A 26,296-nucleotide genomic window follows, 5' to 3' on the forward strand; every position below is an offset into this window, starting at 1 on the left:
CGGTCCTGCACGGCCAGAAGAAAAAAATCCGGGAGGAATGCATGATGAAAACAACTCACCTCAGGCGTGTCGGTATCCTCGCCTTGGCAGGTCTCGTTGGCGCGTGTCTGAACGCCGCCACTCCTCGGGCGGCCGAACCCGACAAAGCCGAGATCGATGCCCTGCGTAAATCGCTGTCCAGGTATGAAGACTACAAGGTTGCCATTCGCGAGCTTTATCTATCGACGGTAGGATGCGTCTCCTACAGCGGCGAAAAGGTAGAGGGGGCGATGGACTACCCGAAGGGCGCGATGGGCATCCATTTCGTCAATGTCACGACTGTCGGCCCGACCGCGGATCCGACGCGTCCCAATGTGCTGATCTATGAGCCGGTCGGCGGCGAATTGCGCCTGGTCGGCGTGGAATGGCTCGTGCCCTTGACGCCCGACACCAAGGAGCCGCCGAAGCTTTTCGGCCAGACATTCATGGGGCCCATGGAGGGGCATTATCCGCTCATCCCGAAGGAGTTCCACCACTACGACCTTCACGCCTGGCTGTTCAAGGACAACCCGCTCGGAATGTTCAGCCCGACGAACCCGGACGTGAAATGCGACAATTATGCGTTCCCGATGCCGGAGCAGCCGACCAAGATGGTGCCGGGGCCGATGTGAGCGACCTCGTTACCGCCTGAGGCTGTCGGAGGGACCGGCCGCGGCCTCAATAGCAGTTATCCCAGGAGGGCTCCTGGGATAACGCCAGCCGAGCTCGCTTGAGCGGCCGGATATGGCCTATCCTAACTTTATCCGGCGGTTAGCCAGGACGCTCGTTGCTCTCGGTCGATTCCCGAAAGCCATGTCATTGGACCTGGCCGCAGCCTCGCTCCGATCGCCGTCGCGAAGTGACATGACATCGCTCTGGCCGACGCTATCGGCAGGTCGTCACGAAGCGGACGCGGTGACTTTGGGGCGTCCGAACTCGACGTCCCAGCTGCGCTCCTGGGGTGCGGCTTCGCCATTCAGGCCGAGTTTGGGGAAAAGCAATTCAGCGACGTTGAACGCCTCTTCCAGATGCGGATAGCCGGACGCGATGATGGTTTCGATGCCGATCTCCTGATACTCGCGAATGCGCGCGGCAACATTGTCGGGATTGCCGACCAGGGCCGTCCCCGCACCGCCGCGCACCAGCCCCGGTCCCGCCCATAGATTCGGGCCGACGACCAGCCGGTCGCGGCGGCCTTGATGGAGCGCCGACATGCGCTTTTGGCCGACGGATTCCGAAATGTGGACAAATCCCTTCTGGGCTTCGGCGATCAGGTCGTCGGTGACGTGGCTGATCAGCCGGTCGGCCGCCGCCCACGCCTCATCCTCCGTTTCGCGTACGATCAGGTGAACGCGAAGCCCGAAGCGCATCATGCGGCCTTGCGCCGCTGCGGCTTCCCTGACGCGGGCGATCTTTTCGGCAAGCTGGTCCACCGGTTCACCCCAGCTCAGATAGGTATCCACGTGCTTGGCGGCGATCGCGATGCCGGCATCCGAAGAGCCTCCGAACCAGAGTGGCGGATGCGGCCGCTGAACCGGCGGGAAGGAAATGTCGGTGCCGTGGGCGGAAAGATATTTGCCGTCGAAATCCGCCGGCTCACCCGAAAGGATCCGCCGCCAGATCGTCAGGAACTCGTCGGTCTGTGCATAGCGCTCGTCATGACTGAGCTTGTTGCCGTCGCCGGCGAGATCGGCCGGGTCGGCTCCAGTGACGACATTGAGCAGGACACGACCACCGGAAATGCGGTCCAGAGTGGCCGCATGACGCGCAAACAGCGCCGGTGTTCCGCTGCCCGGCCGAAGTGCCACGAGGAACCTCAGCCGTTCGGTGAGCGGGATCAGCCCGGCCGCCACGATCCAGGCGTCTTCGCAACGCGTTCCTGTCGGCAGGAGCACGCCCTTGAAGCCAAGCCGGTCCGCAGCCTGGGCGATCTCCCTGAGATAGCCGAAGGTTGCCGGGCGGTGCCGCTCGTCCGTGCCGAGATACGGTCCATCGCCATGGGTCGGCAGATACCAGTAGAGGTCGAGCGGACGGGTGTTGCTGGACATCGGATTGTTTCCTTCAGCGATTGCGGAATGTCTAGGCAAGCGTCAGATCTTGCCCTTCCAGGGGATGAGGCGATGCTCCAGCCAGCGCATGCCGCTGGTAAAGGCGAAGGCAAGGATGGCGATGACGATGAGGCCGACGAAGACGACGTCGGTGGCGAGGAAATTGGCCGCCGACATGATCATGTAGCCGAGGCCCGACTGGGCCGCGATCAGCTCGGCCGCTACCAGCGTGGACAATCCGGCGCCGATGGCAATCTTCAGGCCGGTCATGATTTCCGGCAACGCGGACGGCAGGATGATGCTGGTGAAAAGTTGCAGCCGGCTCGCACCGAGCGACAGCGCGGCATTGACGCGTTCGGCCGGCACCGACCGGACGCCGGCCTGTGCGGCAAAACAGATCGGGGCGAAGGTCGACAGCGACAGGAGCACGATCTTGGACGTTTCGCCGATGCCCAGCCAGATGATCAGCAGCGGCAGGTAGGCCAAAGGCGGCAGACCCCAGTAGAGATCGATCGGAACGCTGAAGATGCCCTTGACCCAGCGATTGAGTCCCATCAGCAGGCCGAGCGGAACGCCCAGGAAAATGCCGACACCGAGCGCCGCGGCGATGCGGCCGAGGCTGGCGAGTGTGTGCTCGAGGAGCGTACCGTTGGCATACCCATCGGCCCAGACGGCGCTGAACTGGGTCAGTACCTCGGCCGGCGACGGCAGGAACAGCGGCGACGCCCAGCCGAAGCGCGTGGCCAAAAACCACAACGCGATGAGCGACGCCAGGGTGACCAGGCTGATGCCGAGCGTGCTTGTCGAAGCGGACCGGCGTGTCTTGGGAGACGGCGCGCGCTGAGCTATCGAAGACGAAAAAGAGGTTCCGGAATTGGCGGCGAGCGTCATTGCAAGGTTCCTGTGCGGGCGCCTTCCGGCTGGTGGATGAGCGAGCGGATTTCCTGCCGCAGTTCGATGAAACGCGGGTGGGACTGGATCGGCCCGATGTCGCCGCTCTCAGCGAAGTCGCGAACGAAGTCGGCGTCGAACCGGGCAACGATGCGGCCTGGTCGAGGCGACATCACAACGATGGTGGTGCCGAGCGTGAGGGCTTCCTCGATCGAATGGGTAATGAACAGGATCTGCTTGCCGGTCTTGGCCCAGACCGAGGCCAGAAGCTGCTGCATCGTCTCGCGCGTCAGGCTGTCGAGGGCGCCGAACGGCTCGTCCATCAGCAGGATCTTCGGATCGGTGGCCAGCGCCCGCGCGATGCCGACTCGCTGGCGCATGCCGCCGGACAGTTCATAGGGCGGCTTTTCGGCGAAATCGGCGAGCCCGACCAGTTCCAGCAGACGCCTCGATCGCTCATGGCGTTCGCCGCGCCGCACGCCTCGGTATTTCAGGCCGAGAGCGACATTGTCCAGCACATTGGCCCAGGGCAGCAAGGTATCTTTCTGGAAGACGACGCCACGATCGCCGCCGGGCGCGACAATTTCTTTTCCGTCCAGTGTGATCGTGCCTTCGGTGAGCGGCAGGAAGCCGGCGATCGCGTTGAGCAATGTCGACTTGCCGCATCCGGAAGTACCAACCGCGACAACGATGGAATCTGGAGCGATATCGAGCGAGACGTGATCAAGCGCGTGTACGTCCTGGCCATCCGAGGCCGGAAAGGTCACGCTGGCATCGCGGATCCGAAGCATGGTGGGCCTCCAAGCAGTCTGGCTGGCGAGAATTCCGCCAGCCAGAACCTGAATTTCGTCAGGTGATTTCTAGTTCGAGGCCTTGGCAGCGTCTGCGTATTCCGGATCGGCGAACGCGGCGTAGCTGTCCTTGATGGCGGTGATCTTGTGCTGGTCCTTCAGGAAGCCTGCGGTGTCCTTGAGGATTTTCGCAACGGCGCTCTTGTCGCCACCGCCCAGCCATTTGTCGGACACCTGCTCGTCGAGCGGCGGAACCACAGTCGTCTTCAACTGCTCCGAATTCTCGGCCGCCGTGCCGCCCTGCAGGCCGGCGATCAGCTTGGCGCTCTCTGAGTCCGGTCCCCATGCGGCCGGGTTACTCAGGTAGGCGGTGTTGTAGCCGTCGATCAGCCGGACATACTGGCCGAGGAAGTCGGGATTGGCCTTGGCGAACTCGCCGGTCACGACCAGCGCGCTGAAGGTCGGCGCTCCACGGTCGGCGACCTGGCCGGCTGTGAGCAGAACCTTGCCGTCCTTTTTGAGTTCAGAGAGTGCCGGATCCCAGGCGAAGGCCCCGTCAATGTCGCCGCGCTTCCAGGCAGCGACGATTTCGGGCTGCGGAATGGCGATGACCTGGGTTTCCTTCTCCGAAATGCCTTCCTGCTTGAGGACGGCGAGAAGCTGGTAATGATCCGTCGATACCGGCGCGGCCGCGAGCTTCTTGCCCCGCAGGTCGGCCGGCGACTTGATATCGGGCCGCACCACCAGGGCTTCTCCGTCACGGGAGACCGAGGAGATGTAGAAGGCCTTCACGTCGATGCCCCTGCTGACGGCTGCGGCGAACGGGCTTGATCCGACATCGCCGATCTGGACGTCGCCGGATGCGATGGCAGCAAAGATGTCAGCACCGGAATTGAAGCGGCGATATTCGATGTTCCAGCCGGTTTTCTTGGCAAGATCGCCGTTGGCAATACCGAGATTGTAGGGATTGGCACCGGTCTGGTAGGCGATGACGACTTTCTTGTCGTCGGCATGCGCTGCAGCGGATGTGGCCGCTATGGCAAGCCCGACAAGGGCGGCGGAAATAAGTTTTCGCATGGAGCCTTAATCCTTTTGAACAGAGGGCAAACCCCTCGACTGCCCGCCCTATTCAAAGAGCGTTGGATTAAAGTCCACTGATATTATAGACTTAGATAGCAATGGAATTCTTAAAATCAGCTCGCGCTTAAAAAAGAATTCGGATTTAGACGGCACGCTGTCGCCCGCGGGATTATTCAGGCGCAAAATGCGGAGTGCTTACGGGCCGCGCCTTGGCTATATATATCGCCTATCAGGCACTTGCCTTGGCACTTTATCCGTCAGCCCGAAGCCGCCCGGACGGGTTGGCTCTTCGGCTGCCGCGCTGAAAGCAGGGCAACGAATTGATCCACGGCCTGCCCGGCCCGCGCCAGAACCAGCGAATCTACGAGCTTGCCGTCGGCAAAGTCGCTGTCACTGCCATAGACGGCGCTCGGCACCGTCAGGGCGGAGTAAAAGCCAAACAGCGGGCGAAGCTGATGTTCGACTACCAGCGCGTGGCGCTGGCCACCACCCGTCGCGCCGATCAGGACCGGCCGATCGACGAGCGCCAGTGGATCGATGAGGTCGAACAGATGCTTGAACAGGCCAGCATAGGAGCCGTTGTAGACCGGCGTCGTGACAATCAGCGCGTCTGCCTGTTCGACCGCGTTTACCACATTCAGCGCCTCCGGCGTCAATTCCCTTCGCGTAAACGCAGCACCCAGGCCACGGCCGGCATCGACAAGATCGAGGAAATTTACTGTGACAGACAATCTTTCGCGCAGCGCCTCGCCGAGATGATGCGCCAGCGTCCGCGACTTCGACGGCCTGTGGGTGTTGCCCGAAAGCACGACGATGTTCTGGCGCAGCCGTTCGACGTGGAAATTCATGGGCTCTCTCATCTGTCCAAAGCAATTGGAAACGCGGGCGGGGCCGCCGGCCCCGCCATTTCGTCGGCGACCGTCAGGCGGCGCGCAGAGGCCGTGTCAGCGGGATCGGCGCGGCCGGCTCCGAACGCGGCACGCGGCCTTCGACCGGATGGCTCGGATCATTGAACCCATGCGTTGAGGCATGACCGGCAGTGACGAGGCGGTCGACAAAGGCCTCGTCCTCGGCGCTCAGCCTGAAGTCCAATGCCTTCGCATAGCTGTCCCACTGTTCCTCGGTACGCGGGCCGGCGATCGCCGCCGTGATCAGCCGGTTGTTCAACACCCAGGCCAGCGCGAAATCGGCGGCCGAGACGCCGCGCGACTTTGCGTGCGCCGCGATCTGCCTGGCGATCTCGATCGATTCCGGGCGCCACTCGGTCTCGGCGATGCGCTTGTCGCCACGGCCGGCCCGCGTGTCGGCGGCAGGCGCCTGGTTCGGCTCGTATTTGCCGGTCAGCACGCCGCGCGCCAGCGGGCTGTAGGAGACGACGCCAAGACCGTAATAGGCGGCCGCCGGCAGCTGTTCGGCCTCGGCGGTGCGGTTGACGATGTTATAGAGCGGCTGGCTGGCTACCGGCCGGTCGATGCCGAGTTCATCGGCCAGATGCGCGACTTCGGCGATGCGCCAGCCACGAAAGTTGGAGACGCCGAAATAGCGCAGCTTGCCCTGGCGGATCAGGTCGGCGATCGCCCGCACCGGCTCTTCCAGCGGCGCATCGAAGACGGCGCGGTGGAAGTAGAACAGGTCGATATAGTCTGTTCCCAGGCGCCGCAGGCTGTTCTCGACCGTCTGGATCACCCATTTGCGCGAATGGCCGCCGAGATTAGGCCCCTTGTCATGCGAGTTGACGAACTTGGTCGCCACGACCCAATGATCGCGCGTCGCCTTGATGCCGCGACCGACGACTTCCTCGGACTTGCCGTTGTGGTAGACGTCGGCGGTGTCGATGAAGTTGATGCCTTGCTCGCGCGCCTTGTCGATGATGCGATGCGCGACCGTCTCCTCGGTCGGCCCGCCGAACATCATCGTGCCCAGGCTGAGCGGCGAAACCTTCAGGGCGCTGCGGCCAAGATAGCGGTAGTCGGACATTTTTCTGCTCCGTTGAATTTCAGTTGATGGTTGGTTCGGCGTAGTGGCAGGCGACATGGTGTCCCGGCGAGATCGCCCGGAACGCCGGTTCCTGCGAACGGCACAGATCGGTCGCCAGCGGGCAGCGGGTATGGAAACGGCAGCCGCTGGGGATGTTCTGCGGGCTTGGCAGATCGCCATGGATCGGCGCGGCCTGACGTCGGCGCGCCGGGTCCGGCACGGCATCCATCAGCGCGCGCGTGTAGGGATGCTTTGGCGAGGTCCACAGCGCCGCATTGTCGGCGCTTTCGACAATGCGTCCGAGATACATCACCAGCACCCGGTCGGCGAAATAGCGAACGACTGATAGATCGTGCGAAATGAAGAGATAGGACAGGCCGAGCTGACGTTTCATGTCGACCAGCAGGTTCAGAATCTGCGCCTGGATCGAAAGGTCGAGCGCCGACACCGGCTCGTCGCACACAACCAGTTCCGGATTGAGGATCAGCGCCCGGGCGATGCCGATGCGCTGGCGTTGCCCGCCGGAAAATTCATGCGGGTAGCGGCCAAGCGAATCCCTCGGCAGACCGACACGCTCGATGATGTCCTCGACGATGGTGCGCCGCTCGGCCGTGTTGCCGATGCCATGGACCTTCAGTGGTGCTGTCAGGATGTCGCCGATCGTGTGGCGCGGATTGAGCGATGCGAACGGATCCTGGAAGATCATCTGGATATTACGGCGCGCCGCCTTCAGCCGGCGCGTGTCGAGAACGGTGATGTCGGTGCCGTTGAACTCGATCCTGCCGCTAGTCGGGTCGACCAGCCGCATGATGGTCTTGCCTAGCGTCGATTTTCCGCAACCGCTTTCGCCGACGAGACCAACCGTCTCGCCGCGTCCGACTTCGAGGGATACGCCATCGACGGCCCGCAGCGTGCCGCCCTGGGCGTGGAAATGGGTGGAAAGGTCAGAGACCGAGAGCAGCGCCATGCGCAACCTCCGGAATGAAGCTGTAGGGGCAGGCGACTAGACGATCCTCGCTCACCTCGACGAGGTCGGGTACGAAATGGGCGCAGCTGTCGCGCGCCACCGCGCAGCGCGGGCGGAACGGGCAGCCCTTTTCGCCGGCGGCCGAGACGATACTGCCGGGAATCTCCGTCAGCCTGGCGTCGCGGTAGTGGAGATTGGTCTTCAGCCGCGGCGACGCCGCCAGCAGGCCGCGCGTATAGGGGTGAAGGGGTGTTCTGAACAGTGCGTCCGGCAGCGCCTGTTCAACCTTGCGGCCGGCATACATGACGACGACCTTGTCGGCCCATTGTGCGACGACACCAAGATCGTGGGTGATGAGCATGACAGCCATCGACAGTTCGCGGCGCAGCGTATCGAGCAGGTCGAGCACCTGCGCCTGGATGGTCACGTCGAGCGCCGTCGTCGGTTCGTCGGCAATCAGCAGGCGCGGCCGGCAGGCGACGGCGATGGCAATCATGATGCGCTGGCGCATGCCGCCGGAAAGCTGGTGCGGATAGTCATCGATGCGCCGCTGCGGATCGGGAATGCGAACCAGATTGAGAAGCTCGATGGCACGGTTCCGCGCTGCCTTGCCGCGTATGCCTTCGTGCAGCGTCAGCACCTCGGTGATCTGCCGGCCGATGGTCAGCACCGGATTGAGCGACGTCATCGGCTCCTGGAAGATCATGGCGATCTCGCGTCCGCGCAGGCTCCGCATAGCCTTCTGGTCGAGACCGAGCAGATCCTTGCCGGCGAATTCGATCCTGCCATTGGGTATTTTCGCCGAGCGCGGCAGAAGCTGCATCAGGGCGAGCGCGGTCAGCGACTTGCCGGAGCCTGATTCACCAACGATCGCCAGCGTCTCGCCCTCACCGACCTCGAAGCTCAGCCGGCTGACCGGCTCGGCGGTCGGGAAGCGAACCGTCAGATTGTCGATCCTGAGCAAAGGAGCCGCCATCTCTATCGCTCCTGTGAGAAGCGCGGGTTGAGCGCGTCGTTGAGGCCGTCACCGATCAGGTTCAGCGCCAGCACGGTAAAGACGATCGCCAGTCCCGGAAGCGCTGTCAGATACCAAGCGGTGCGGATCAATTCCCTGCCCGCTCCGATCATCGAGCCCCAGCTGACGACGTTGGGATCGCCGAGGCCCATGAAGGACAGCGCCGATTCCATCAGGATCGCGGTCGCCACCATCACCGACGAGGTCACGATCAACGGCGGCAGCGCATTGGGCAGGATCTCGCGGAAGATAATGCGGACATGGCCGTAACCGAGGCTGCGGGCGGCCATGACGAAATCCTTCTCGCGGATGGCCCGGAACTCGGCGCGGGTCAACCGCGCCACCGTCGGCCAGGTGATGACGGCGATCGCCACTGTCACGACAGGCGCGGTCGGCTGCGCGATCGCCACCATGACGACCAGCAGCACGAAGCTCGGTATGGTCTGAAAGATCTCGATCAGGCGCACCAGCAGGTCGTCGATCCAGCCGCCGAAGTAGCCGGCGGCGGCGCCGACCAGGATGCCGAAGCTGAGGCCGAGCGCGGTCGCCACCAGGCCGACGAACAGCGAAATCCGCGCGCCATGCAGAATGCCCGAAAGCACATCGCGGCCCATGGAGTCCGTGCCCAGTGGGAAGGCTGGGTTCTGGCCCGGCCACAGGAAGGGCCGCGCCACCATCGATAGCGGATCGGCCGGATAGAGGACTGGTGCGAGCAGTGCGGCCAGCACGACCAGTGACAGGAACACAACGCCGAACATGGCGTTGGGATTGCGCAGGAAAACCTTCAGCGCACGCCCGCCAGCGGCTATCGGCACCGACGCTGCCGAAGCGGAGCGTGCGTCGGGCGCGTGGAGATTGCTCCAACTCTTTGCCTCGGGTTCAGGCGGTGCCGCGGGCCCGCGGGCATCGGCATGGAGACGGCGGGAACGGGCATCGCCCGCGGCGAAATCGGTGGAAGCCATCAGCGTACTCCGATGCGGGGATCGAGCCAGGCGTGCAGAAGATCGACGGTCGCGTTGGCGATGATCACCAGCAGCGACGACAACAGAAGGATGCCGAGCAGCACGGTGAAATCGCGGCCCATGACCGCTTCGAAGGCGAGACGCCCGAGGCCGGGCCAGGAATAGACAGTCTCGACAACCACGGCGCCGCCGAGCATGCCGCCGACATGCATGCCGGCCATGGTGGTAATGGGGATCAGCGCGTTGCGCAGGACATGGCGAATGGTGATGATGGCCGGCGGCAGGCCCTTGGCTGCGGCGGTGCGCACGTAGTCCTGCGACTGGACCTCCAGCATCGCCGCTCGTGTCAGCCGCGCATAGATCGCCACGTAGAACAGCGCCAGCGACAGTGCCGGCAGGATCATGTAGCGCGCCCTGTCCCAGAGCCCGGCAAGGCCGGTCAGGTTGCTGCCGATGGTTCCCGAGCCGCCGCTCGGCAGCCAGCCGAGCTTGACCGAAAACAGCACGATCAGCATCAAGCCGATCCAGAAACCCGGGATTGAATAGAACAGCAGCGAAATAACGGAGAGCACACGATCCGGCAGGCGCCCGGCAAACACCGCCATCACCGATCCAAGGGCGAGGCCGAGCACAATGGCGACGGCCAGAGCCACCGCCATCAGCACTAGCGTGCCGGGCAGCCGCTGGCCGATCAGGTCGGCGACCGGCATGCCGTAGCGCGGCGAAAAGCCGAGGCTGAAATGCGCCAGATTGTAGAGATAGTTGAACAGCTGGACGAGAAGCGGATTGTCGAGCCCGAAGCGCTGGCGAAGCGCCGCCATCGTTTCGACAGTGGCCGAGCCAGCCTCGCCGGCCATGACATCGGCGGCATCGCCGGGCGCGAGCTGCAGCAGGAAGAAGTTCAGGATGACGATGCCCAGAACGGTCGGCACCGCCTGGATGGCGGTGCGCCGGAAGGTTCTGCCAATGCGCGTCAGGGTCGACATCGTTTTCGCTATCCCGGCTGTGGCTGACGATGCGGGTTTGCTGTTTCCCGGAAAGTTCCGCGCTTTTTAGTTGACAAGATTTATAGACATTGTCAAACCTGATTTAAGAAATTTTATCCTGCAAATGGCTTCATTGCAGAATAGAATTTTATTTCATACTACAAACTTAGCTGTTTGAAGTATGAAATCTTAAGCGCGGGAGCAGGTCGGCCAAATCTTTTCGCAAACGGGCCCGCTCTTGGAACGACGGATTTTTAGCCTGGTGGCCGACGATCGGCCGATCGGGTCCGGCAGCAAAAAAGGACCAGGACGCTATGTCTCATTTCCTCAGTCCGAACCGCCGCAGGTTCCTCGGCATCTCGGCGGCCGCGCTCGGAGCGACCCTGTTGCCTGCATCGCGCAGCGCCTACGCCGCCGAGCCGAAACAGGGTGGAACGGCGACGCTGGTGCTCTCGGCTGAGCCGCCTGTGCTGACGACCATCGCCCACACGGCATTCAATTCGGTCTACGTGTCGGCAAAGACCACCGAGGGCCTGCTGACCTATGATTTCGATCTCACGCCGCGCCCATCCCTGGCCAGACAATGGTCAGTCAGTGGCGATGGGCTGCAATACACCTTCAAGCTGCGCGAAGGCGTGAAGTGGCATGATGGCCAGCCGTTCACCGCCGCCGACGTCGCCTATTCGATCACCACGATCAGAGAGGTTCATCCGCGCGGCCGCAACACCTTCCTCAACCTTGTAGACATCCAGACGCCGGATCCGCTGACCGTAGCGCTGGTTCTGTCGAGGCCGGCGCCTTACTTGATCACGGCCCTGGCTGCGGCCGAAACGCCAATCGTGCCGAAGCACCTCTATGACGGCACAAAGGCAGCCGAAAATCCGGTCAACGTCGCTCCGGTCGGCACCGGCCCGTTCGTCTTCAAAGAATGGGTGCGCGGCAGCCACATCGTCTATGAACGCAATCCCGATTATTGGGACGCGCCGCGCCCCTATCTCGACCGGTTGATCGTGCGCTTCATCCCGGACGCTTCGGCGCGCGCGCTGGCGCTGGAGACCGGCGAGATCGATCTGGCGCCGGCAACGCCGATTCCGTACAGCGATTTGCAGCGCTTCGAAACGCTGCCGCATATCGGTTTCGAGAAACAGGGCTACCAATATTCCAACGGCATCAGCCGGGTCGAATTCAACCTGGAGAAAGCCTATTTCCAGGATGTTCGCGTCCGCCGTGCCTTCGCCCATGTCATCGACCGCAACGTCATTCGCGAGACGATCAACTATGGCTATGGCGAAACCATTCCGGGCCCGATCAACCCCAATCTGAAGAAGTGGTTCGTCGCCGACCTGAAGACCTATCCGGTCGACACGGCCGCCGCCGATAAACTGCTCGATGAAGCAGGCTTGCCGCGCGACGCCAACGGTACCCGGCTCAAGCTTGTCCACGACTATGTCCCGAGCGGCGAAACCTACAAGCGCGGCGCCGATTACATCAAGCAGGCATTGGCCGCGGTCGGGATCGAGGTCACCGTGCGCAGCCAGGATTTCGCCACCTACACCAAGCGCATCTACACCGACCGCGACTTCGACTTCACCTTCAACGGCATGAGCAATCTGTTCGACCCGACGGTAGGCGTACAGCGCCTCTACTGGTCGAAAAATTTCAAACCCGGCGTGCCGTTCTCCAACGGTTCGAAATACAGCAATGCCAAGGTCGACGAACTTCTTGAAGCGGCCGCCGTCGAGGTCGACCACGAAAAGCGCTTCGAGCAATGGGCCGCGATCCAGCAGATCCTTGTCGAGGACCTGCCCGATATCGACATCGTCAGCCAACCGGAAATCACTCTCTACAACAGGCGCATAGCCGGTCACACGGTGGGCGCCGAGGGCAATGCCGGCTCCCTCGCAACAACCCATATCGTCGCCTGAGCCCTGACCCGTGCGCGGTCCTTCGCACGGGTTCCCTTCCTCCACCCGAGAAAGTTCGCCATGACGCTCGCCCACAAGCCTGGTTCCATCGTCGGCACGCCCTTCTTCAAGGCGCCGACCGACTATCCGGACAGCCCGCTGTCGAAAGCGCTTCAGCAGCCGGTGCTGCTCGGGCTATTCCTGCCGATCCAGGCCGGTGGCTGGACCAACTCGACGCTGCCGCGCTCGACCGACTGGCGCTTCGACTACAATCGCGATCTGACGTTGAAGGCCGAGGAGCTTGGCTTCGACCTCGTCTTCGCGCTCAGCCAGTGGCTGCCCAAGGGCGGTTATGGCGGTGTCTTCAACGGCCAGGCGCTGGACAGTTTCGTGTCCGTGGCGGCGATGGCCGCGATCACCAAGAAGATCATGCTGATTTCGACCATGCATGTTCTCTACGGTCCCTGGCATCCGCTGCATCTGGCGAAATTCGGCGCCACGCTCGACCACATCTCCGGCGGCCGCTGGGGCATCAACGTCGTCACCGGCCATCGCGCCGTCGAACATGAAATGTTCGGCTGGAACCGCATCGAGCACGACCGCCGCTATGAACTCGCCGCCGAGTTCGTCGAAGTGCTGCAGCGACTGTGGCAGGACGACGAGAATTTCTCATTCTCCGGAGAATCGAGCTGGAAGCTCAATGGCGGCTTCGTCACGCCCAAGCCGAATTACGGCCGGCCGATCCTGGTCAATGCCACCGGCTCCGACGCCGGCATTTCCTTTGCCGGCCGCTATTCCGACATCGTCTTCGTCACCAGCCCGGCCGGCTCCGACATCGCCAGCGCGCTGGAAGCGCTGCCGGCGCATACGAAGAAGGTGAAGGACGCAGCCCTCGGCGTCGGCCGCACCGTGCGCACGCTGCTCAACCCGCTGGTCATCAGCAGGCCGACCGAGAAGGAGGCCTGGGCGGTCGCCGATGAGATCGTCGCCCATGCCGACAGCCGCACGCCGAAAGGCTTCCAGACCTTCAACAGCGATGCCCAGGCCTGGAAAGGACGCGAGGGCCGCGACGATCCCTACGCCAAGGTCGGCGGCAACATCTATCTCATCGGCACGCCCGAACAGATCGTCGACCAGTTCGTCAAGTTGAAGGACGCCGGCATTGACGGCCTGCAGCTGTCCTTCTTCGATTTCAAGCCTGACCTCGAATTCTTCGGCGAGAACATCCTGCCGCTGATGAAGCAGGCCGGCCTGCGCAACACCTAAGGAGCCATCATGACCGCGACTGCGATCTCCGAAATCTGGTACACACGCTGCCCGGTGCCGACGCCTGTCGGGCTCGCCGCACAGCTCGGGCTTCTCGACGAGACCTTTCGCAAGGAGGGGATCGAATTGAAGTCGATCATCGATTCGCCCAATCGCGACATCCGCCAGAGCCATTTCAACCATACGCTCGACTGGTCGTTCCGCCACGGCGGCAACGTGCCGCCGATCCGCGCGCGGTCCGAAGGGCGCAAGACGCGTCTCGTCGGCATCACCTGGACCGACGAATTCCAGGCAATCATCGCCCTGCCCGGTTCCGGCATCAGGACAATCCAGGACCTGAAAGGCCGTCGCTTCGGCATCGCCCGGCGCCCCGAGGGAATCGTCGACTTCATGCGAGCGACGGCGTTGAAGGGACTGGTCTCGGCGCTCTCGCTCGAGGGCCTTGGCTATGGCGACGTCGAGATCGTCGACATAGCGCTGGCCGACAGCGTGCTCGACGGCCAGGAAGGACCGTCGCTGTTCGGCCTCAAGCGCAAGCAGCCCTATGGCGAGGAAGCCGCAGCCCTGATCCGCGGCGAGGTCGACGCCATCTATGTCAAGGGCACGGCCGGCATCAATGTCGCCAATCTGATCGGCGCCATCCAGGTCGTGGAATTCGGCTTCCACCCCGACCCGAACATCCGCATCAATTCCGGTTCGCCGCGCGTGCTGACCGTCGATGAACTGCTGGCGGAACAACGCCCCGATCTGGTCGCGCGACTGATCGAGACCATCCTGCGCGCCAGTGCCTGGGCCGAGGCGCATCCGGAAGAGACGCAGCGCTTTGTTGCCCGCGAAGCCGGGGCCACCGAGGAACAGGTGCTGGCCGCCAATGGCCCGGATGTCCATAAGCATCTCGGCCTCGGACTGCAGCCTGAGCTCGTCGCAGCGGTTTCCCACTACAAGAATTTCCTGCGCGACTGGGGCTTCCTCGCCGGCGATTTCGACGTCAAGCACTGGGTCGATCGCCGGCCGCTCGATCTGGTGAACATTCGGGCCGCCGCCTGAGAGAAAGCCAACGTCATGATGTCGACAATTGCCGAGTTTCCGCAACTCCTCGAGAAAGTGGCCGGCCTCGCCGACGACTTCGCGCTGACCGCCGCGCATCACGACGCGACCGGGGAATTCCCATTCGCCAATTTCGACCGGCTTCACCAGGCGGGGCTGCTTGGCCTGGTCACGGCGCGCGAACATGGCGGCTTCGGTGGCGGGCTGACGGAAGCACAGGCGGTGATCGCCGAGATCGGTCGTGGCGAGCCGTCGACAGCGCTGGTGCTGGCCATGCACTACAACAGCCAGTATGCGATGCGGAAATCCGGAAAATGGCCGCGCCATCTGGTTCAGCGGATTGTCGAGGCCGGGCGCCTTGGCCCTGCCCTGATCAACGCCGCCCAGGCCGAGCCCCGGATCGGCTCGCCAGCTCATGGCAAGCCGCCCGAAACCATTGCCCGGCGGGACGGCAACGTCTGGCGGATATCCGGCCACAAGAACTACGTCACCGGCATTCCTATTCTGAAATGGGTGAACTTGCTGGCGCTGACCGACGAGCCGCAGCCGCGTCTGGCTTCATTCCTGGTGCCGACCGACGCGCCTGGATTTCGCGTCGAAAAGACATGGAACGCCGCCGGCATGCGGGCGACGGCCAGCGACGACATCATTCTGGATAATGTTGCGGTTCCTGCCGAAGACATCACCGAGGCGCAGCCGGCATCCGAGCCGCTGAGGCGCGAGGAAAGCGCGACGGCGTTCTTCTTCTCGCTGATCGGCGCTGTCTACCACGGTGCCGCCCGTGCTGCCCGTGACCGGCTGGTCTCCTTTGTCAGCACGCACGCGCCGGCAAGTCTTGGTGCGCCGCTGTCGACCGTGCCGCACATCCAGTCAGGGCTGGGCGACATAGAGGTTCGGCTTGCGAGCAGCGCGCGGCTGCTGCGTTCACTCGCCGAAGATGTCGACGCCGGCCGGCCTGTGGGCACCGACGGCATGACGGTCAGGCATGTCGTCATCGACAATGCCGTTGCCGTCACCTCGCTGGCGCTGGAGCTTGCCGGCAATCCAGGCCTTAACAGAGATTTCCAGCTTGAGCGCCACCACCGTGATGCGCTGACCGCCCGTTCCCACGCACCGCAGAACCACATGATCCGCACGATCGCCGCCAAGGCGACGCTCAGCCGCCATACCGCCCGGCAGTTGGCCGAGACACCGGCTATTGCCGCTGGCAAGCCCAGGCTCGTGGCGGTCAGTTGAGCGCCATGACAACAGAACATGTCGAAGTCGCCATTATCGGCGGAGGCCCCGGCGGCCTGACACTGGCGCAAGGCCTGAAGAAGAACAGCATCAGTGTCGCGGTCTTCGAGAAGGACCGCGCCCGCACCGACTATGTCCAGGGTTTTCGTCTGCGCATCCGCCAGCGCGGCATCGATTCGCTGATCGCCAATTTACCGCCGGAACTCTACGACGCTTTTGTCGCCACGCTCGGCCAGGCGCCGGATCGCAACATCCTGCTGGACGAGAATTTCAACATCCTGGGCGAGGATGCCTGGGGCGGCGGCAACGCGCCGGGCGAGGCCGACGACACGCATATCGAAAAATCGGTAAGCCGTATCACGCTGCGCCAGGTGCTGTTGTCCGGCCTCGACGGCATCATGCGCTATGGCAGGGTCTTCTCTCGCTACGACGAGCAGCCGGATGGTTCGGTCGTCGCGCATTTCGAGGACGGTTCGGCAATCCATGCCGATGTCCTGGTCGGAGCCGACGGCGCCCGCTCGCGCGTGCGCCAGCAACTGGTGCCGCATGCGCGAAGCTTCGACACCGGCGCCAGGCGCCTGGCCGGCAAGATGACGCTGCATGCCGCAGCCCTTCACCAGATCTCGCCGCTGCTACTCGACTACAATGCCGGCGTCAGGCCAACCGAAGGTCGTGGGCTGATGGTCACCAGCCACAGGGTCAATGTCGACGCATTCCGAAAGCATGGACTGATCGGGCTGGACGACGCCACCCACAAGGATTTTTCCGGTTTCCATTTCAACAACACCACCAGCTATGTCTGGTGGAACACCGCCTATGAAAAGAACGAACTTGCCACGGACGACGCGCTGGCAAAGCTCTCCCGTTCAGAACTGATTGACCTGCTGATCTCGAAGATCGCCCACTGGCACCCGGAAATCCTCAACCTCATCCGCTATACCGACCCATCGACGGTGGCCCTGCTTCATGTCCACAGCTCCGAACCTGTCGATCCCTGGCCGACGAAACCGGTGACGTTGCTTGGCGATGCCATCCACGCCATGACCTATTTTCGCGCGCTTGGCGGCAACACCGCGATCTACGACGCCGGGCTGCTGGTGCCAGAGCTGGTGGCCGCCAAACGCGGCGACAAGCCGCTTCTCCAGGCGCTGTCGGAGTATGAGGCCAAGATGCTGGAGCACGGCGCCAAAGCCGTGCGGTCTTCGCTGACGGCGATGCAGAAGAACGTGCTGGCGGGCCGTCGCCGCCAATCGGAAGCCGCCGAATAGTGGCCCCCGAAAAAATCGCCTGACAGTGCTCCTGCCCTACGCCGCTTCCACCAGGCTGGTCGACTGGAAGTCATACAAGAGGATCGCGATCTCGAAGCCGCGCCGCTGCAGCCAATGCGCCGTCGTCGCCGCGCGGACACCGAGCAGATCGTCGATCAGCACGACGCGGGCGCCGCGCACCGCGATGGTGCGATAGGCGACACCGAGCAACTGCCCGCCCTCAGACGCGATCGACCCCGGAATATGCGCTTCGGCGAACTCGTCGGGCGTGCGCACGTCAAGCAGGTAGGTCGTCCGCTTTTCGTCCTTCGCCCAGTTCGCGGCCGTGGCCGCATTGATGCGGGGAAAGCTGTCGCCTTCGGCAAGCTTTGCGATGTGCTCCCCGGCGAAACGCTTGGCATCCTCGCTTGCCGGACCATAGATTGCGGTCTTGCCGGTTTCGAGTGCAAGACCGGCCTCGCGCCATGCCCTGGTGCCGTCGTGCAGATAGGCGACCCGGTTGGGCACGCCGGCATCGATCAGTGTCTGCGCCCCGATGATGGCGCGCGGCAGGCCGGCGCAGGAGACGACAACCTGCGTCTCCGGTGAACGCACCAGGTCGGCGAAGCGCAGCACCAGCTCGGCGCCCGGCGCGCTGATGGCGCCCGGCACATGGTCCTTTTCGAACTCCGCCACCGTGCGGCTGTCGAGCACCACCACGTCGGCGCCTCGGCCTCTGAGCACCGCGAGCTCTTCAATGCTGACGACCGGGGTCCCCTTCTCGTCGCGGATCGCCAGCGAAAAATCGACGCCCGGCGTATCGAAGGTCGGCAGGTCTTCAACGCCGCTTTGCGTCCATTCCGGAATTCCACCGTTCAGCGAAAACAGCTGGGTACGGCCATACCCCACCAGTCGTTCGATAAGTTGCTCGGCAACGCCGCTGCCGTCGTCCGCCAGCACGGTGCGCACCGATTTGCGCGGGATGAAGCGGTCGATCTCGGCCTCGACCTGAGCCGCGGGCAGGTTGGTGGCGAACAGCGGCGATGCGTATCCGACAGTCGCGCTGTCGCGAATGTCTAGTACCGCCAGTTCTTCGCCATCCGCCAGCCATTGGCGAAACATTTTCGAATCGATCGTCCTGTCGCTCATGATGCTTTCCTCTCTTGCTGTTCAGCGGCGCCACGGATCGGGCGCGCAAGGCCGAGGTTCTCGCGCAACGTCCCGCCTTCGTAAGCAGTCCGGAACAGACGCCGCCGCTGCAGCTCCGGAATGACGAGGTCGACAAAATCGGTGAGGCCCGTCGGCAGGATCGGCGGCATGACGTTGAAGCCGTCCGCCGCGCCACCGGCGAACCACTCCTCCATCATGTCGGCCACATCCTTTGGCGTGCCAACGATCTGGAAATGGCCGCGCGCGCCGGCAACGGCGAGATACAATTGGCGGATGGTCAGGTTCCGGCTCGCGGCCAATTCGGAAACGACTTTCAGGCGGCTCTTCACGGCATCGGAACTGCCCAGTTCCGGCAACGGTCCGTCGAGTGAATGGCCGGAAAGATCGACACCGCCGAGCAATCCTGAAACCAGCGCCACACCAACCACAGGATCGACCAGGCGCTGGATCGCATCGAACTTGTCCTCGGCCTCCGTGCGCGTCGGCGCGACGACCGGGAAGACACCGGGCATGATCTTCAAGCTGTCGGCGGAGCGGCCAAACGAGCCCAGCCGGCCTTTCAGTTCGCCGTAAAAGCCGCGCGCCGATTCGATGGTCGGGTGGGCGGTGAAAACCACCTCCGCCGTCCGCGCCGCCAAGTGCTGGCCGGCATCGGACGAGCCCGCCTGGACGATGACGGGATGGCCCTGCGGTGGGCGAGCGACGTTGAGCGGTCCCTTGACGCGGAAATGCCGGCCGGCATGGTCCGGGGCGTGGATGCCGCGCCGGTCGATGGCGATCCCCGAAGCCTTGTCGGCGACGAAGGCATCGTCGTCCCAGCTGTCCCAAAGCTTCTGCGCGACAGCGACGAATTCCTCGGCGCGGGCGTAACGGTCGGCATGAACGGGATGCTGGTCGAGGCTGAAATTCGCCGCCGCCGGCGCATCGGCTGAGGTGACGACATTCCAGCCTGTCCTGCCGCCGCTGAGATGATCGATCGAAGCGAACAGCCGCGCCAAGTGGAACGGCTCCCAATAGGTGGTCGAGGCGGTCGCAACGAGCCCGATCCCTTGCGTGATGGTCGAGAGCGCCGACAAAAGCGTCAGCGGCTCGAAATGCACGACATGGCCGGTGCGCTCGAAGGTGTCGATCGGCTGCTCGCCATTGCGCGCGCTGAGGCTGTCGGCCAGAAACACCATGTCGAACAGGCCACGCTCGGCAGTGCGCGCGGCGTCCGCATAGTGCTGGAAGCTCAGGCCCGGATTGGCAGGCACATCGGGATGGCGCCAGGCAGCGACATGATGGCCCGGTCCGCGAACAAAGGCTCCAAGCCTTATCTTTCGATTTTCAGTCATCAGCGGTTCTCGGGCTGGTCGCAAAGGGCGTTCCTATCTAGCGCCTGCCAAACCCGCTGAGTGAAAGAATGCCTTTCGTCAGCTGGCAATTATTGTTTTTTGACATCGGGTTACGGGAAAGCACGATGATCGTTGCCGGGGCGATGGGCTGGAGCCACGACCACCGGCATCGCAAAGGTTCTTGATGCTTCATACCCCTTCCTCCCCGCTACGTTCGATCCCTCGTTCAATCATCATCGTTGGCGGCGGCTTTGCCGGCGCGGTTACCGCGATCAAGCTGCTCGACCGTTCAACTGAGCCGCTGGCAATCACCATCATCGAGCGCCGGGCCGAGCTCGGTCGCGGCGTTGCCTATAGCACCGTCGATCCACAACACCTCGTCAACGGCGCGGCGCGCATCTTCTCGCTGCATCCGGACGATCCCGATCACCTCGTTCGCTGGCTTATGGGGAATGGGCCGGAGCACGGCTGGACACCGCCCGAGGATGTCCCGGACTCAAGCCCGCCGCGCTGGCTGTTCGGCAGCTATGTCCAGTCGGAACTGACGAGAGCGATCAGAGAAGCAGATCCGCGTTCTTCGCTGCGCCACATCAAGGCATCCGCCGTCGACATGCTGACGGGTCCGTCCGGGGTATGCGTCGGCACCAGCGATAGCCAGCAATTGCTGGCGGATGAGGCGGTGCTGGCAACCGGGGTGTTCCAGAGCCAGCCGTCCACCACGGAAGCAGCCGTCGTCGGCGATCCCCGTTATGTCGCCAATCCCTGGGATTCGGCGGCGCTCGATCGGCTCGCCGGCAGCAAGGAACTGCTGCTGATCGGCTCCAGCCTCAGCATGGTCGACGTCGTCGCCAGCATGGAAGCGCGCGGCTTCAAGGGCGGTTATCGCGTCGTGTCGCGGCGCGGACAGATCGTCGAACCTCGGCGGAACACGGAAGCGTGGCGCGATTTCCTCGCCGGGCGGCCGCTGCCGAAAACCACCAGGGCGCTTCTCGCACTGGTCAAGGCCGAACGCCGGGCAATCGAAACCACCGGCCTGGACTGGCAAGGGCTGCCGCTTACGATCCGGCCGTGGATCCTGGCTTTGTGGCAAGGCGCCACCGACAGGGAGCGCTTGAAGTTCGCACGCCATCTGCGCGCCTTCTGGGATGTCACCGCGCACCGCGCGGCGCCACCGAGCTTTGAGCGCGTGGCACTGGCGCGAAGCCAAGGCCGTTGGACGGGTCGAGCGGGACGGGTGCTGGCACTCCATCCGCAGGCAAATGGCATCGTCGCTGAAATCCGCTGGCGTGATACCGGCGCGGTCGAACGGCTGCGCTTCGACGGCGTCGTCAACTGTCGCGGCCATCAGGAGCATGATTGGCGGCGGATCGCCGATCCATTCGTCCAGAACCTGCTCGAGAACGGCATCGTCAGGCCGCATGCGACCGGCTTCGGCATCGACGCGACGCATGACTGCCAGGTGATTTCCCGTGATGGCGAGACCCATGGCAATCTGTTCGCCATCGGCCATCCGCTGCGCGGCGTCGCCTGGGAATCGAGCTCGATCGGCGAACAACTGGCGCAGGCCATAGCCCTTGCCGGCCTTCTAGTCGGCGCCAGCCCAAGGCTGCGTGCTTTGGCCTGAAGTTACCAGCTTTGCGAAATGGAAGAAACGAAAACGGCCGCAGCTCTATGCGGCCCTTCTCTCATGATTGCCCGGCCGATTTAGGCGTTCGGGTCGAGATAGGCGTCGGCGAAATTCGCTGACAGGCCTTCGGCGCCAGGCGCGTAGTTCTTGACGGTTTTGCGGGCGATGATGATGGTCGGTGGCGCGATCAGATTGATGATCGGCAACTCGTCGGCGATGATCTCCTGGAACTTGAAGAAGAGTTGCTTGCGCTTGGCCTCGTCTAGCTCGACCGATGCGGCTTCCAGCAACCGGTCAACCTCCGGGTTCTCATAGTGCGCGCCGTTGGAGAACGGCAGCCCTTTCTTGATGTTCTTCGACCAGTAGAGTCGCTGTGCGCCGGCGCTCGGATCGAAGATGTTGCCGCAGGATTCCGTCGACAGGTCCCATGTGCGGTCGGTGTAGATGGTTTTGACATAGGTGCCGAAGTCGAATTTTTCGATCTCGGCATCGATGCCGATCTTGGCTAATGCCTGCTTGAGGAAGTCGGCATAGCCCCACGGGTTGTAGGGATTATTGGTGAGCCTGAGCTTGAAGCGTACGCCGTCAGCCCCACGCTTGAAACCGGCCTCGTCGAGCAGTTTTTCCGAGAGCGCCGTATCGAACGTCGCGGCCTTCACATCGGGATCGAAATACTTCTTGTTGACGACGCTGATCGGCGTCGGCGAGACTTGGCCATAACCGTAAAACACGATTGCATTGATCGCGTCGAGGTCGATCGCGTGCGCGATTGCCTGACGGACCTTCTTCTGCTTCAGGATCGGGTTTTCGAGGTTGATGATCAGTTGGTGCAGCGGGCCGCTATAGGCGAAGACCGTGCTGTCGACGACGAATTGCGGCAGCGCCTTGAAACGCTCCAGATCGGCGAAGGCCACCGGGTTCGGTCCGATGTCGACCTCGCCCGTTTCGAGCGCCGCGGCGCGCGCGCCCGGATCGGTGATGAAGCGGAAAATGATCCGGTCGAGATAGGGTTTAGGCGCATCCCAATAGGTCGGATTCTTTTCGACGAGGATGTGGCTGCCCTTTACCCATTCCTTCAGCACGAACGGCCCGCTGCCGATGATCTGCTCGAAGGACGGATCGTCGGCCGGCTTCAGCTTCTCGTAAATGTGTTTGGGCACGACAGGCGATTCCGTCGCGGCCAGCCCCGAAATCAGGGCGGCGGATGGCTTCGACAATTTGATCTTCACGATATGCGGGTCCGACGTGTCGATGTCGGTGACGTTCTGGAAGGTGATGCGCCCGCGCGGATGCGCTTCGCGCAGCCGGGAGATAGAAAAGGCCACGTCCTCGGAGGTCAAATCATGGCCATCGCTGAACTTCACCCCCTGGCGCAGCTTGAAGACGTATTCGAGCCCGTCGTCGCTGATCGACCATTCGGTGGCCAGTTGCGGTCGCGGATTGAGATCGTAGTCGTAGGCGAGCAGGCCGTCGAAAATCTTCGGACCGATGGTGGCCGGTCCGCCAGCGCTGGTGTTGATGGAAACGATCTGGTTGGGCTCGGGATAGTAGACGAAGTTGAGCGTGCCTCCGGCCACCGGCTTTGCGTCTTCTGCGAATGCCCCGGCGGGAAGTCCAGCACTCGCGCCGGCCAGCAGCAGGAACTGATTGAACAGGCGTCGATTGATGGTCATGGTCGGTACTCCGAATTGCGCGATTTATCTTTGATGGAGAAAAGTCGGGATCGTCGTTTTCACGCGCCGGTCCCAACCAGAGGGCTTGCAGAACGCTTAGGCGTTTGGCGCGAGCCATATCTGCGCGAAGCTGTTGTTGATCCCCTGAGCGCCGGGCGCAAAATCCCGGACCTTGTTGTTGGCGACGATCTGGGCGCCGGCGGCGACCAGATCGACCGACACCACGTCGTCATGGATGATGTGCTGGAATTTGTACCAGAACTCGCGCCGCTTGGTCTCGTCGGGCTCGATTGCCGCGGCTTCGAGGATCTGGTCGACCTCGGGGTTTGCGTAGTGGCTAGCGTTGGAGAAGACGAGGCCGATCTTGAAGTTCTTCGACCAGTAGGCGCGCTGGACGCCGAGCGTCGGATCGAAGGTGTTCGACAGCGACTCGACCACCAAGTCCCAGGCGCGGTCGGTGTAGACGGTCTTCAGGAACGTCGACAGGTCAAGCTTGAGGATCTCGGCATCGATGCCGACCGTCGCCAACGACTGCTTGATGAAATCGGCATAGGACGCCGGCAGGAACGCGTTGTAGGCAAGCCGGAGCTTGAAGCGCGTCCCATCGGCGCCACGCGGATAGCCGGCGTCGTCGAGCAGCTTCTCCGCCAGTTTGGTATCGGGCTCGCGCGCCTTGATGCTGGGGTCATACCATTTGGGCAGCGCCGTGCTGATCGGGCTCGGCGATACCTGCGCATAACCGTAGAGCGCGATGTCGACCAGCTTCTGCAGGTCGATTGCGTGGGCGATGGCAAGGCGCACATCGCGCTTGGTCAGGATTTCGTTCTCGTAATTGAAGAACAATTGCTGCTGTGGGCCGGAATAGGCGTAGGTGTTGGTGTCGACGACCAGAGCGGGGTTTGCCTTCAGCCGTTCGATGTCGGCCAGCGGCACGGGATTGGCGCCGATATCGATCTCGCCGGTTTCAAGAGCCGCCGAACGCGCGGCCGGGTCGAGGATGACGTGCAGGACGATGCGGTCGAGGTAGGGCCGAGGCGCGTCCCAATAATCCGGATTGCGGTCGAAGATCAGATGGCTGCCGGGCACCCATTCCTTGAGAATGAAGGGACCGGTGCCGATCGTCTGTTCGAGCTTCGGCTGTTCCGCCGGCTTGAACGTTTCGTAGACGTGCTTCGGCACAATCGGTGATTCCGAGCTGCTCAGTGCCGTGATCAGATAGGGCGCCGGCTTTGAAAGCACGATGATGGCGGTGTGCGGATCGGGCGTCTCGACCACGGTCACGTTTTGGTAGGTGATGCGGCCGCGCGGATGCGCCTCCTTCAGCCGGAAGATGGTGAAGGCAACGTCTTCCGACGTGAAGTCCTTGCCGTCATGCCATTTGACGCTCTCGCGCAGCTTGAAGGTGTAGCGCAGGCCGTCATCGCTGATCGACCACTCCGTCGCCAGCAGCGGTTTCGGGCTGAGGTCATAGGCGAAATCAAGCAGACCTTCATTCACCTTGGGACCGATCGCCTGGCCGGTGCCCGACGAGGTGTTGATGGCAATCAGCGACGTGGGGTCGGGATAGTAGGCCCAGTTGAGCGTGCCACCCTGGACCGGCGTTCCTTCGGCAGCGAAGGAAAACCCGGGCAATGCGAAGCTCGCACCGCCAAGCAACAGCAGCTGGTTGAAATGACGACGATTGACAGACATGGCCTTGAGCTCCGGAAAACGGCTACGATGGCATCCGGCGGCCGAACACACTCCGGCGCCTCGACGCGATGATCCCTGCCACGCCGCAAAACCGGAAGAATGATTTTCTATCGTCTGCCGAAAGCACCGCTTCGCACGACCGTTTCATTCCAGGATCTGGCAAAGCTGCTCGACGCCCAAATCAGCGCTCCGATCTTATTTCTACAAGAATTGTAGACATTACGATTTTTTAGATTTCCGTTCCCGCTGCCGCGACGCTGCGGCAAACGAAATTTTCCACCGGGCACTTTGGCGCAAAGCCCGCCCTCGTCGCGCCCGGCCTGAACGTGTTGAATGCGCTCCATGGTCGATCTCATTCGCGCAAAATCAAGGAAGCTGCGGCCGACGCTGGCGAGGCTTCCGCCGCTGACGTCGCTTCGAGCTTTTGTCGCAACCGCCCGCCACCTGAGCTTTACGCGGGCGGCCGAAGAACTCCATGTGACGCCTGCCGCCATCGGCCAGCAGATCCGCCTGCTCGAGGATCACCTCGGTCAACCGCTGTTCCATCGCAACCGTGGCGAGCTTCTGCTGACGTCGGCCGGCCAGGCGCTGATGCCCGGCCTCACCGAGGCTTTCGACGTCGTTGTCGAGTCGGTCGCGCGGATTTCCGGCGACGAGGAGGATGCGCCGATCAAAGTGTCGGTTGCGCCCTCCTTCGCCAGCAAATGGCTGATCCCGCGCCTCGACGCACTGCGCGACGCGGTACCCGGCCTAGAAGTGCTGGTCGACGCATCAACCAGGCTTGCCGACTTTGCCAGCGAAGACGTCGACTGCGTCATCCGCTACGGGTCGGGCGCCTATAGCGGCCTGCTGACGGAACGGCTGTTTTCGGAAGCGGTGCTGCCCGTCTGCAGCCCGGAATTTGCTCGCATGCACGGTCTCTATCGCGGGCCGGAGGGGCTGCGTGACGCACCGATCCTGCATGAGGACGGTCCGGAACGCGATCCAAGCTGCCCTGACTGGAAGGGCTGGCTGAGATCCAACGGCCTGTCCGGCCGCTTTGTCGAGGGCGGTATACGGCTTAGCCAATCGTCACTGGTGCTCGACGCAGCTGCTGCCGGCAAGGGCATCGGTCTCGGCAAATTCCGGCTGGCCGAGCCTGACCTCGCCGCGGGGCGTCTGGTCAGTCCATTCGGCTCACCGCAGCCGGTCGAGTTTTCCTATTATTTTGCGACGACGCCGCACAAGGCGAAGCTGGAGACGGTCGAGCGCTTTCATGGCTGGCTGAAGGCCGAGGCGCGCCAGCTCGGCGCTCTCGACGTCCCACCGCCGGCGGCGCTTCCGGCGCGCATCGCCATTATCGCGGCCGAATAGCCTCGCCGCGGT

22 protein-coding genes are annotated in these 26,296 nt (G+C 63.1%); 8 read left to right on the forward strand and 14 right to left on the reverse strand.

All coding sequences use genetic code 11. From position 1 onward, the window contains the following. Positions 1–41 precede the first annotated feature (41 nt). On the forward strand, positions 42–650 hold the full coding sequence (locus NKH67_RS00205) for a hypothetical protein (RefSeq protein WP_352503201.1): 609 nt from the start codon (positions 42–44) through the stop codon (positions 648–650). 267 nt (positions 651–917) lie between these two features. On the opposite strand, the gene ssuD is transcribed toward NKH67_RS00205, so the two are convergent. The 10 genes from ssuD to NKH67_RS00255 form a co-directional block, all read right to left on the reverse strand. Next, positions 918–2,066, reverse strand: coding sequence for an FMNH2-dependent alkanesulfonate monooxygenase (gene ssuD, locus NKH67_RS00210; RefSeq protein ID WP_352503200.1), 1,149 nt, complete (start codon positions 2,064–2,066; stop codon positions 918–920). Between the two features lie 42 nt (positions 2,067–2,108). Further along, complete coding sequence (locus NKH67_RS00215) at positions 2,109–2,957, reverse strand: ABC transporter permease subunit (protein WP_352503199.1); 849 nt, start codon at positions 2,955–2,957, stop codon at positions 2,109–2,111. After that, positions 2,954–3,748, reverse strand: coding sequence for a taurine ABC transporter ATP-binding protein (locus NKH67_RS00220; protein ID WP_352503198.1), 795 nt, complete (start codon positions 3,746–3,748; stop codon positions 2,954–2,956). Before NKH67_RS00220 ends, NKH67_RS00215 begins: the two co-directional genes overlap by 4 nt. A gap of 69 nt (positions 3,749–3,817) precedes the next feature. Then, complete coding sequence (tauA, locus tag NKH67_RS00225; RefSeq protein WP_352503197.1) at positions 3,818–4,825, reverse strand: taurine ABC transporter substrate-binding protein; 1,008 nt, start codon at positions 4,823–4,825, stop codon at positions 3,818–3,820. A gap of 260 nt (positions 4,826–5,085) precedes the next feature. Beyond that, on the reverse strand, positions 5,086–5,676 hold the full coding sequence (gene msuE, locus NKH67_RS00230) for an FMN reductase (protein ID WP_352471353.1): 591 nt from the start codon (positions 5,674–5,676) through the stop codon (positions 5,086–5,088). A 73-nt stretch (positions 5,677–5,749) separates the two neighbouring features. Continuing rightward, entirely contained in the window at positions 5,750–6,805 is a 1,056-nt protein-coding gene (locus tag NKH67_RS00235; protein ID WP_352623097.1) for an aldo/keto reductase, read from the reverse strand. 19 nt (positions 6,806–6,824) lie between these two features. Further along, positions 6,825–7,772: an ABC transporter ATP-binding protein gene (locus NKH67_RS00240; protein WP_352502692.1), complete on the reverse strand. Its 948-nt coding sequence runs from the start codon at positions 7,770–7,772 to the stop codon at positions 6,825–6,827. Then, positions 7,750–8,748 carry an ABC transporter ATP-binding protein gene (locus tag NKH67_RS00245; protein WP_352471356.1) on the reverse strand — a complete coding sequence of 333 codons (999 nt, stop codon included), beginning with the start codon at positions 8,746–8,748 and terminating at the stop codon, positions 7,750–7,752. The genes NKH67_RS00240 and NKH67_RS00245 overlap by 23 nt, the downstream gene beginning before the upstream one ends. A 2-nt stretch (positions 8,749–8,750) precedes the next feature. Continuing rightward, positions 8,751–9,749 (reverse strand): ABC transporter permease, encoded by a 999-nt coding sequence (locus NKH67_RS00250; protein ID WP_352471358.1) that lies wholly within the window; start codon positions 9,747–9,749, stop codon positions 8,751–8,753. Further along, positions 9,749–10,735 carry an ABC transporter permease gene (locus tag NKH67_RS00255; RefSeq protein WP_352449708.1) on the reverse strand — a complete coding sequence of 329 codons (987 nt, stop codon included), beginning with the start codon at positions 10,733–10,735 and terminating at the stop codon, positions 9,749–9,751. Before NKH67_RS00255 ends, NKH67_RS00250 begins: the two co-directional genes overlap by 1 nt. A 314-nt stretch (positions 10,736–11,049) precedes the next feature. On the opposite strand from NKH67_RS00255, the gene NKH67_RS00260 reads away from it, so the two are divergent. Genes NKH67_RS00260 through NKH67_RS00280 form a run of 5 tightly spaced genes read left to right on the forward strand, consistent with a single transcriptional unit; the run spans position 11,050 to position 17,456 of the window. Continuing rightward, positions 11,050–12,660, forward strand: a complete 1,611-nt coding sequence (locus NKH67_RS00260; protein WP_352471359.1) for an ABC transporter substrate-binding protein — start codon at positions 11,050–11,052, stop codon at positions 12,658–12,660. A gap of 60 nt (positions 12,661–12,720) precedes the next feature. Further along, the gene (locus NKH67_RS00265) at positions 12,721–13,905 is read left to right on the forward strand and encodes an LLM class flavin-dependent oxidoreductase (RefSeq protein ID WP_352471360.1); all 1,185 of its coding nucleotides are present in this window, start codon (positions 12,721–12,723) and stop codon (positions 13,903–13,905) included. A gap of 9 nt (positions 13,906–13,914) precedes the next feature. Beyond that, the gene (locus NKH67_RS00270) at positions 13,915–14,952 is read left to right on the forward strand and encodes an ABC transporter substrate-binding protein (RefSeq protein ID WP_352471361.1); all 1,038 of its coding nucleotides are present in this window, start codon (positions 13,915–13,917) and stop codon (positions 14,950–14,952) included. Positions 14,953–14,970: 18 nt separating this feature from the next. Beyond that, positions 14,971–16,188: an acyl-CoA dehydrogenase family protein gene (locus tag NKH67_RS00275; protein ID WP_352471488.1), complete on the forward strand. Its 1,218-nt coding sequence runs from the start codon at positions 14,971–14,973 to the stop codon at positions 16,186–16,188. A 5-nt stretch (positions 16,189–16,193) separates the two neighbouring features. Beyond that, entirely contained in the window at positions 16,194–17,456 is a 1,263-nt protein-coding gene (locus NKH67_RS00280) for an FAD-dependent oxidoreductase (RefSeq protein ID WP_352471362.1), read from the forward strand. A 36-nt stretch (positions 17,457–17,492) separates the two neighbouring features. On the opposite strand, the gene NKH67_RS00285 is transcribed toward NKH67_RS00280, so the two are convergent. Together NKH67_RS00285 and NKH67_RS00290 are read right to left on the reverse strand one after the other, a co-directional pair. Next, the gene (locus NKH67_RS00285; RefSeq protein WP_352502691.1) at positions 17,493–18,584 is read right to left on the reverse strand and encodes a rhodanese-like domain-containing protein; all 1,092 of its coding nucleotides are present in this window, start codon (positions 18,582–18,584) and stop codon (positions 17,493–17,495) included. Beyond that, entirely contained in the window at positions 18,581–19,942 is a 1,362-nt protein-coding gene (locus NKH67_RS00290) for an LLM class flavin-dependent oxidoreductase (RefSeq protein ID WP_502893705.1), read from the reverse strand. Before NKH67_RS00290 ends, NKH67_RS00285 begins: the two co-directional genes overlap by 4 nt. Before the next feature lie 181 nt (positions 19,943–20,123). Between NKH67_RS00290 and NKH67_RS00295 the strand changes: the two genes are divergently transcribed. Then, the gene (locus tag NKH67_RS00295) at positions 20,124–21,563 is read left to right on the forward strand and encodes an FAD/NAD(P)-binding protein (RefSeq protein WP_352471365.1); all 1,440 of its coding nucleotides are present in this window, start codon (positions 20,124–20,126) and stop codon (positions 21,561–21,563) included. Positions 21,564–21,643: 80 nt separating this feature from the next. Here the strand turns inward: NKH67_RS00295 and NKH67_RS00300 are convergent, their stop codons facing one another. Further along, entirely contained in the window at positions 21,644–23,239 is a 1,596-nt protein-coding gene (locus tag NKH67_RS00300; RefSeq protein WP_352471366.1) for an ABC transporter substrate-binding protein, read from the reverse strand. A gap of 96 nt (positions 23,240–23,335) precedes the next feature. Further along, complete coding sequence (locus NKH67_RS00305) at positions 23,336–24,931, reverse strand: ABC transporter substrate-binding protein (protein ID WP_352471367.1); 1,596 nt, start codon at positions 24,929–24,931, stop codon at positions 23,336–23,338. Between the two features lie 342 nt (positions 24,932–25,273). On the opposite strand from NKH67_RS00305, the gene gcvA reads away from it, so the two are divergent. Continuing rightward, the gene (gene gcvA, locus NKH67_RS00310) at positions 25,274–26,284 is read left to right on the forward strand and encodes a transcriptional regulator GcvA (protein WP_352471368.1); all 1,011 of its coding nucleotides are present in this window, start codon (positions 25,274–25,276) and stop codon (positions 26,282–26,284) included. The last annotated feature ends 12 nt before the right edge of the window (positions 26,285–26,296 follow it).

Origin of the sequence: Mesorhizobium sp. M0968, from assembly GCF_040319065.1 — a bacterium.
Classification (GTDB): Bacteria; Pseudomonadota; Alphaproteobacteria; order Rhizobiales; family Rhizobiaceae; genus Mesorhizobium.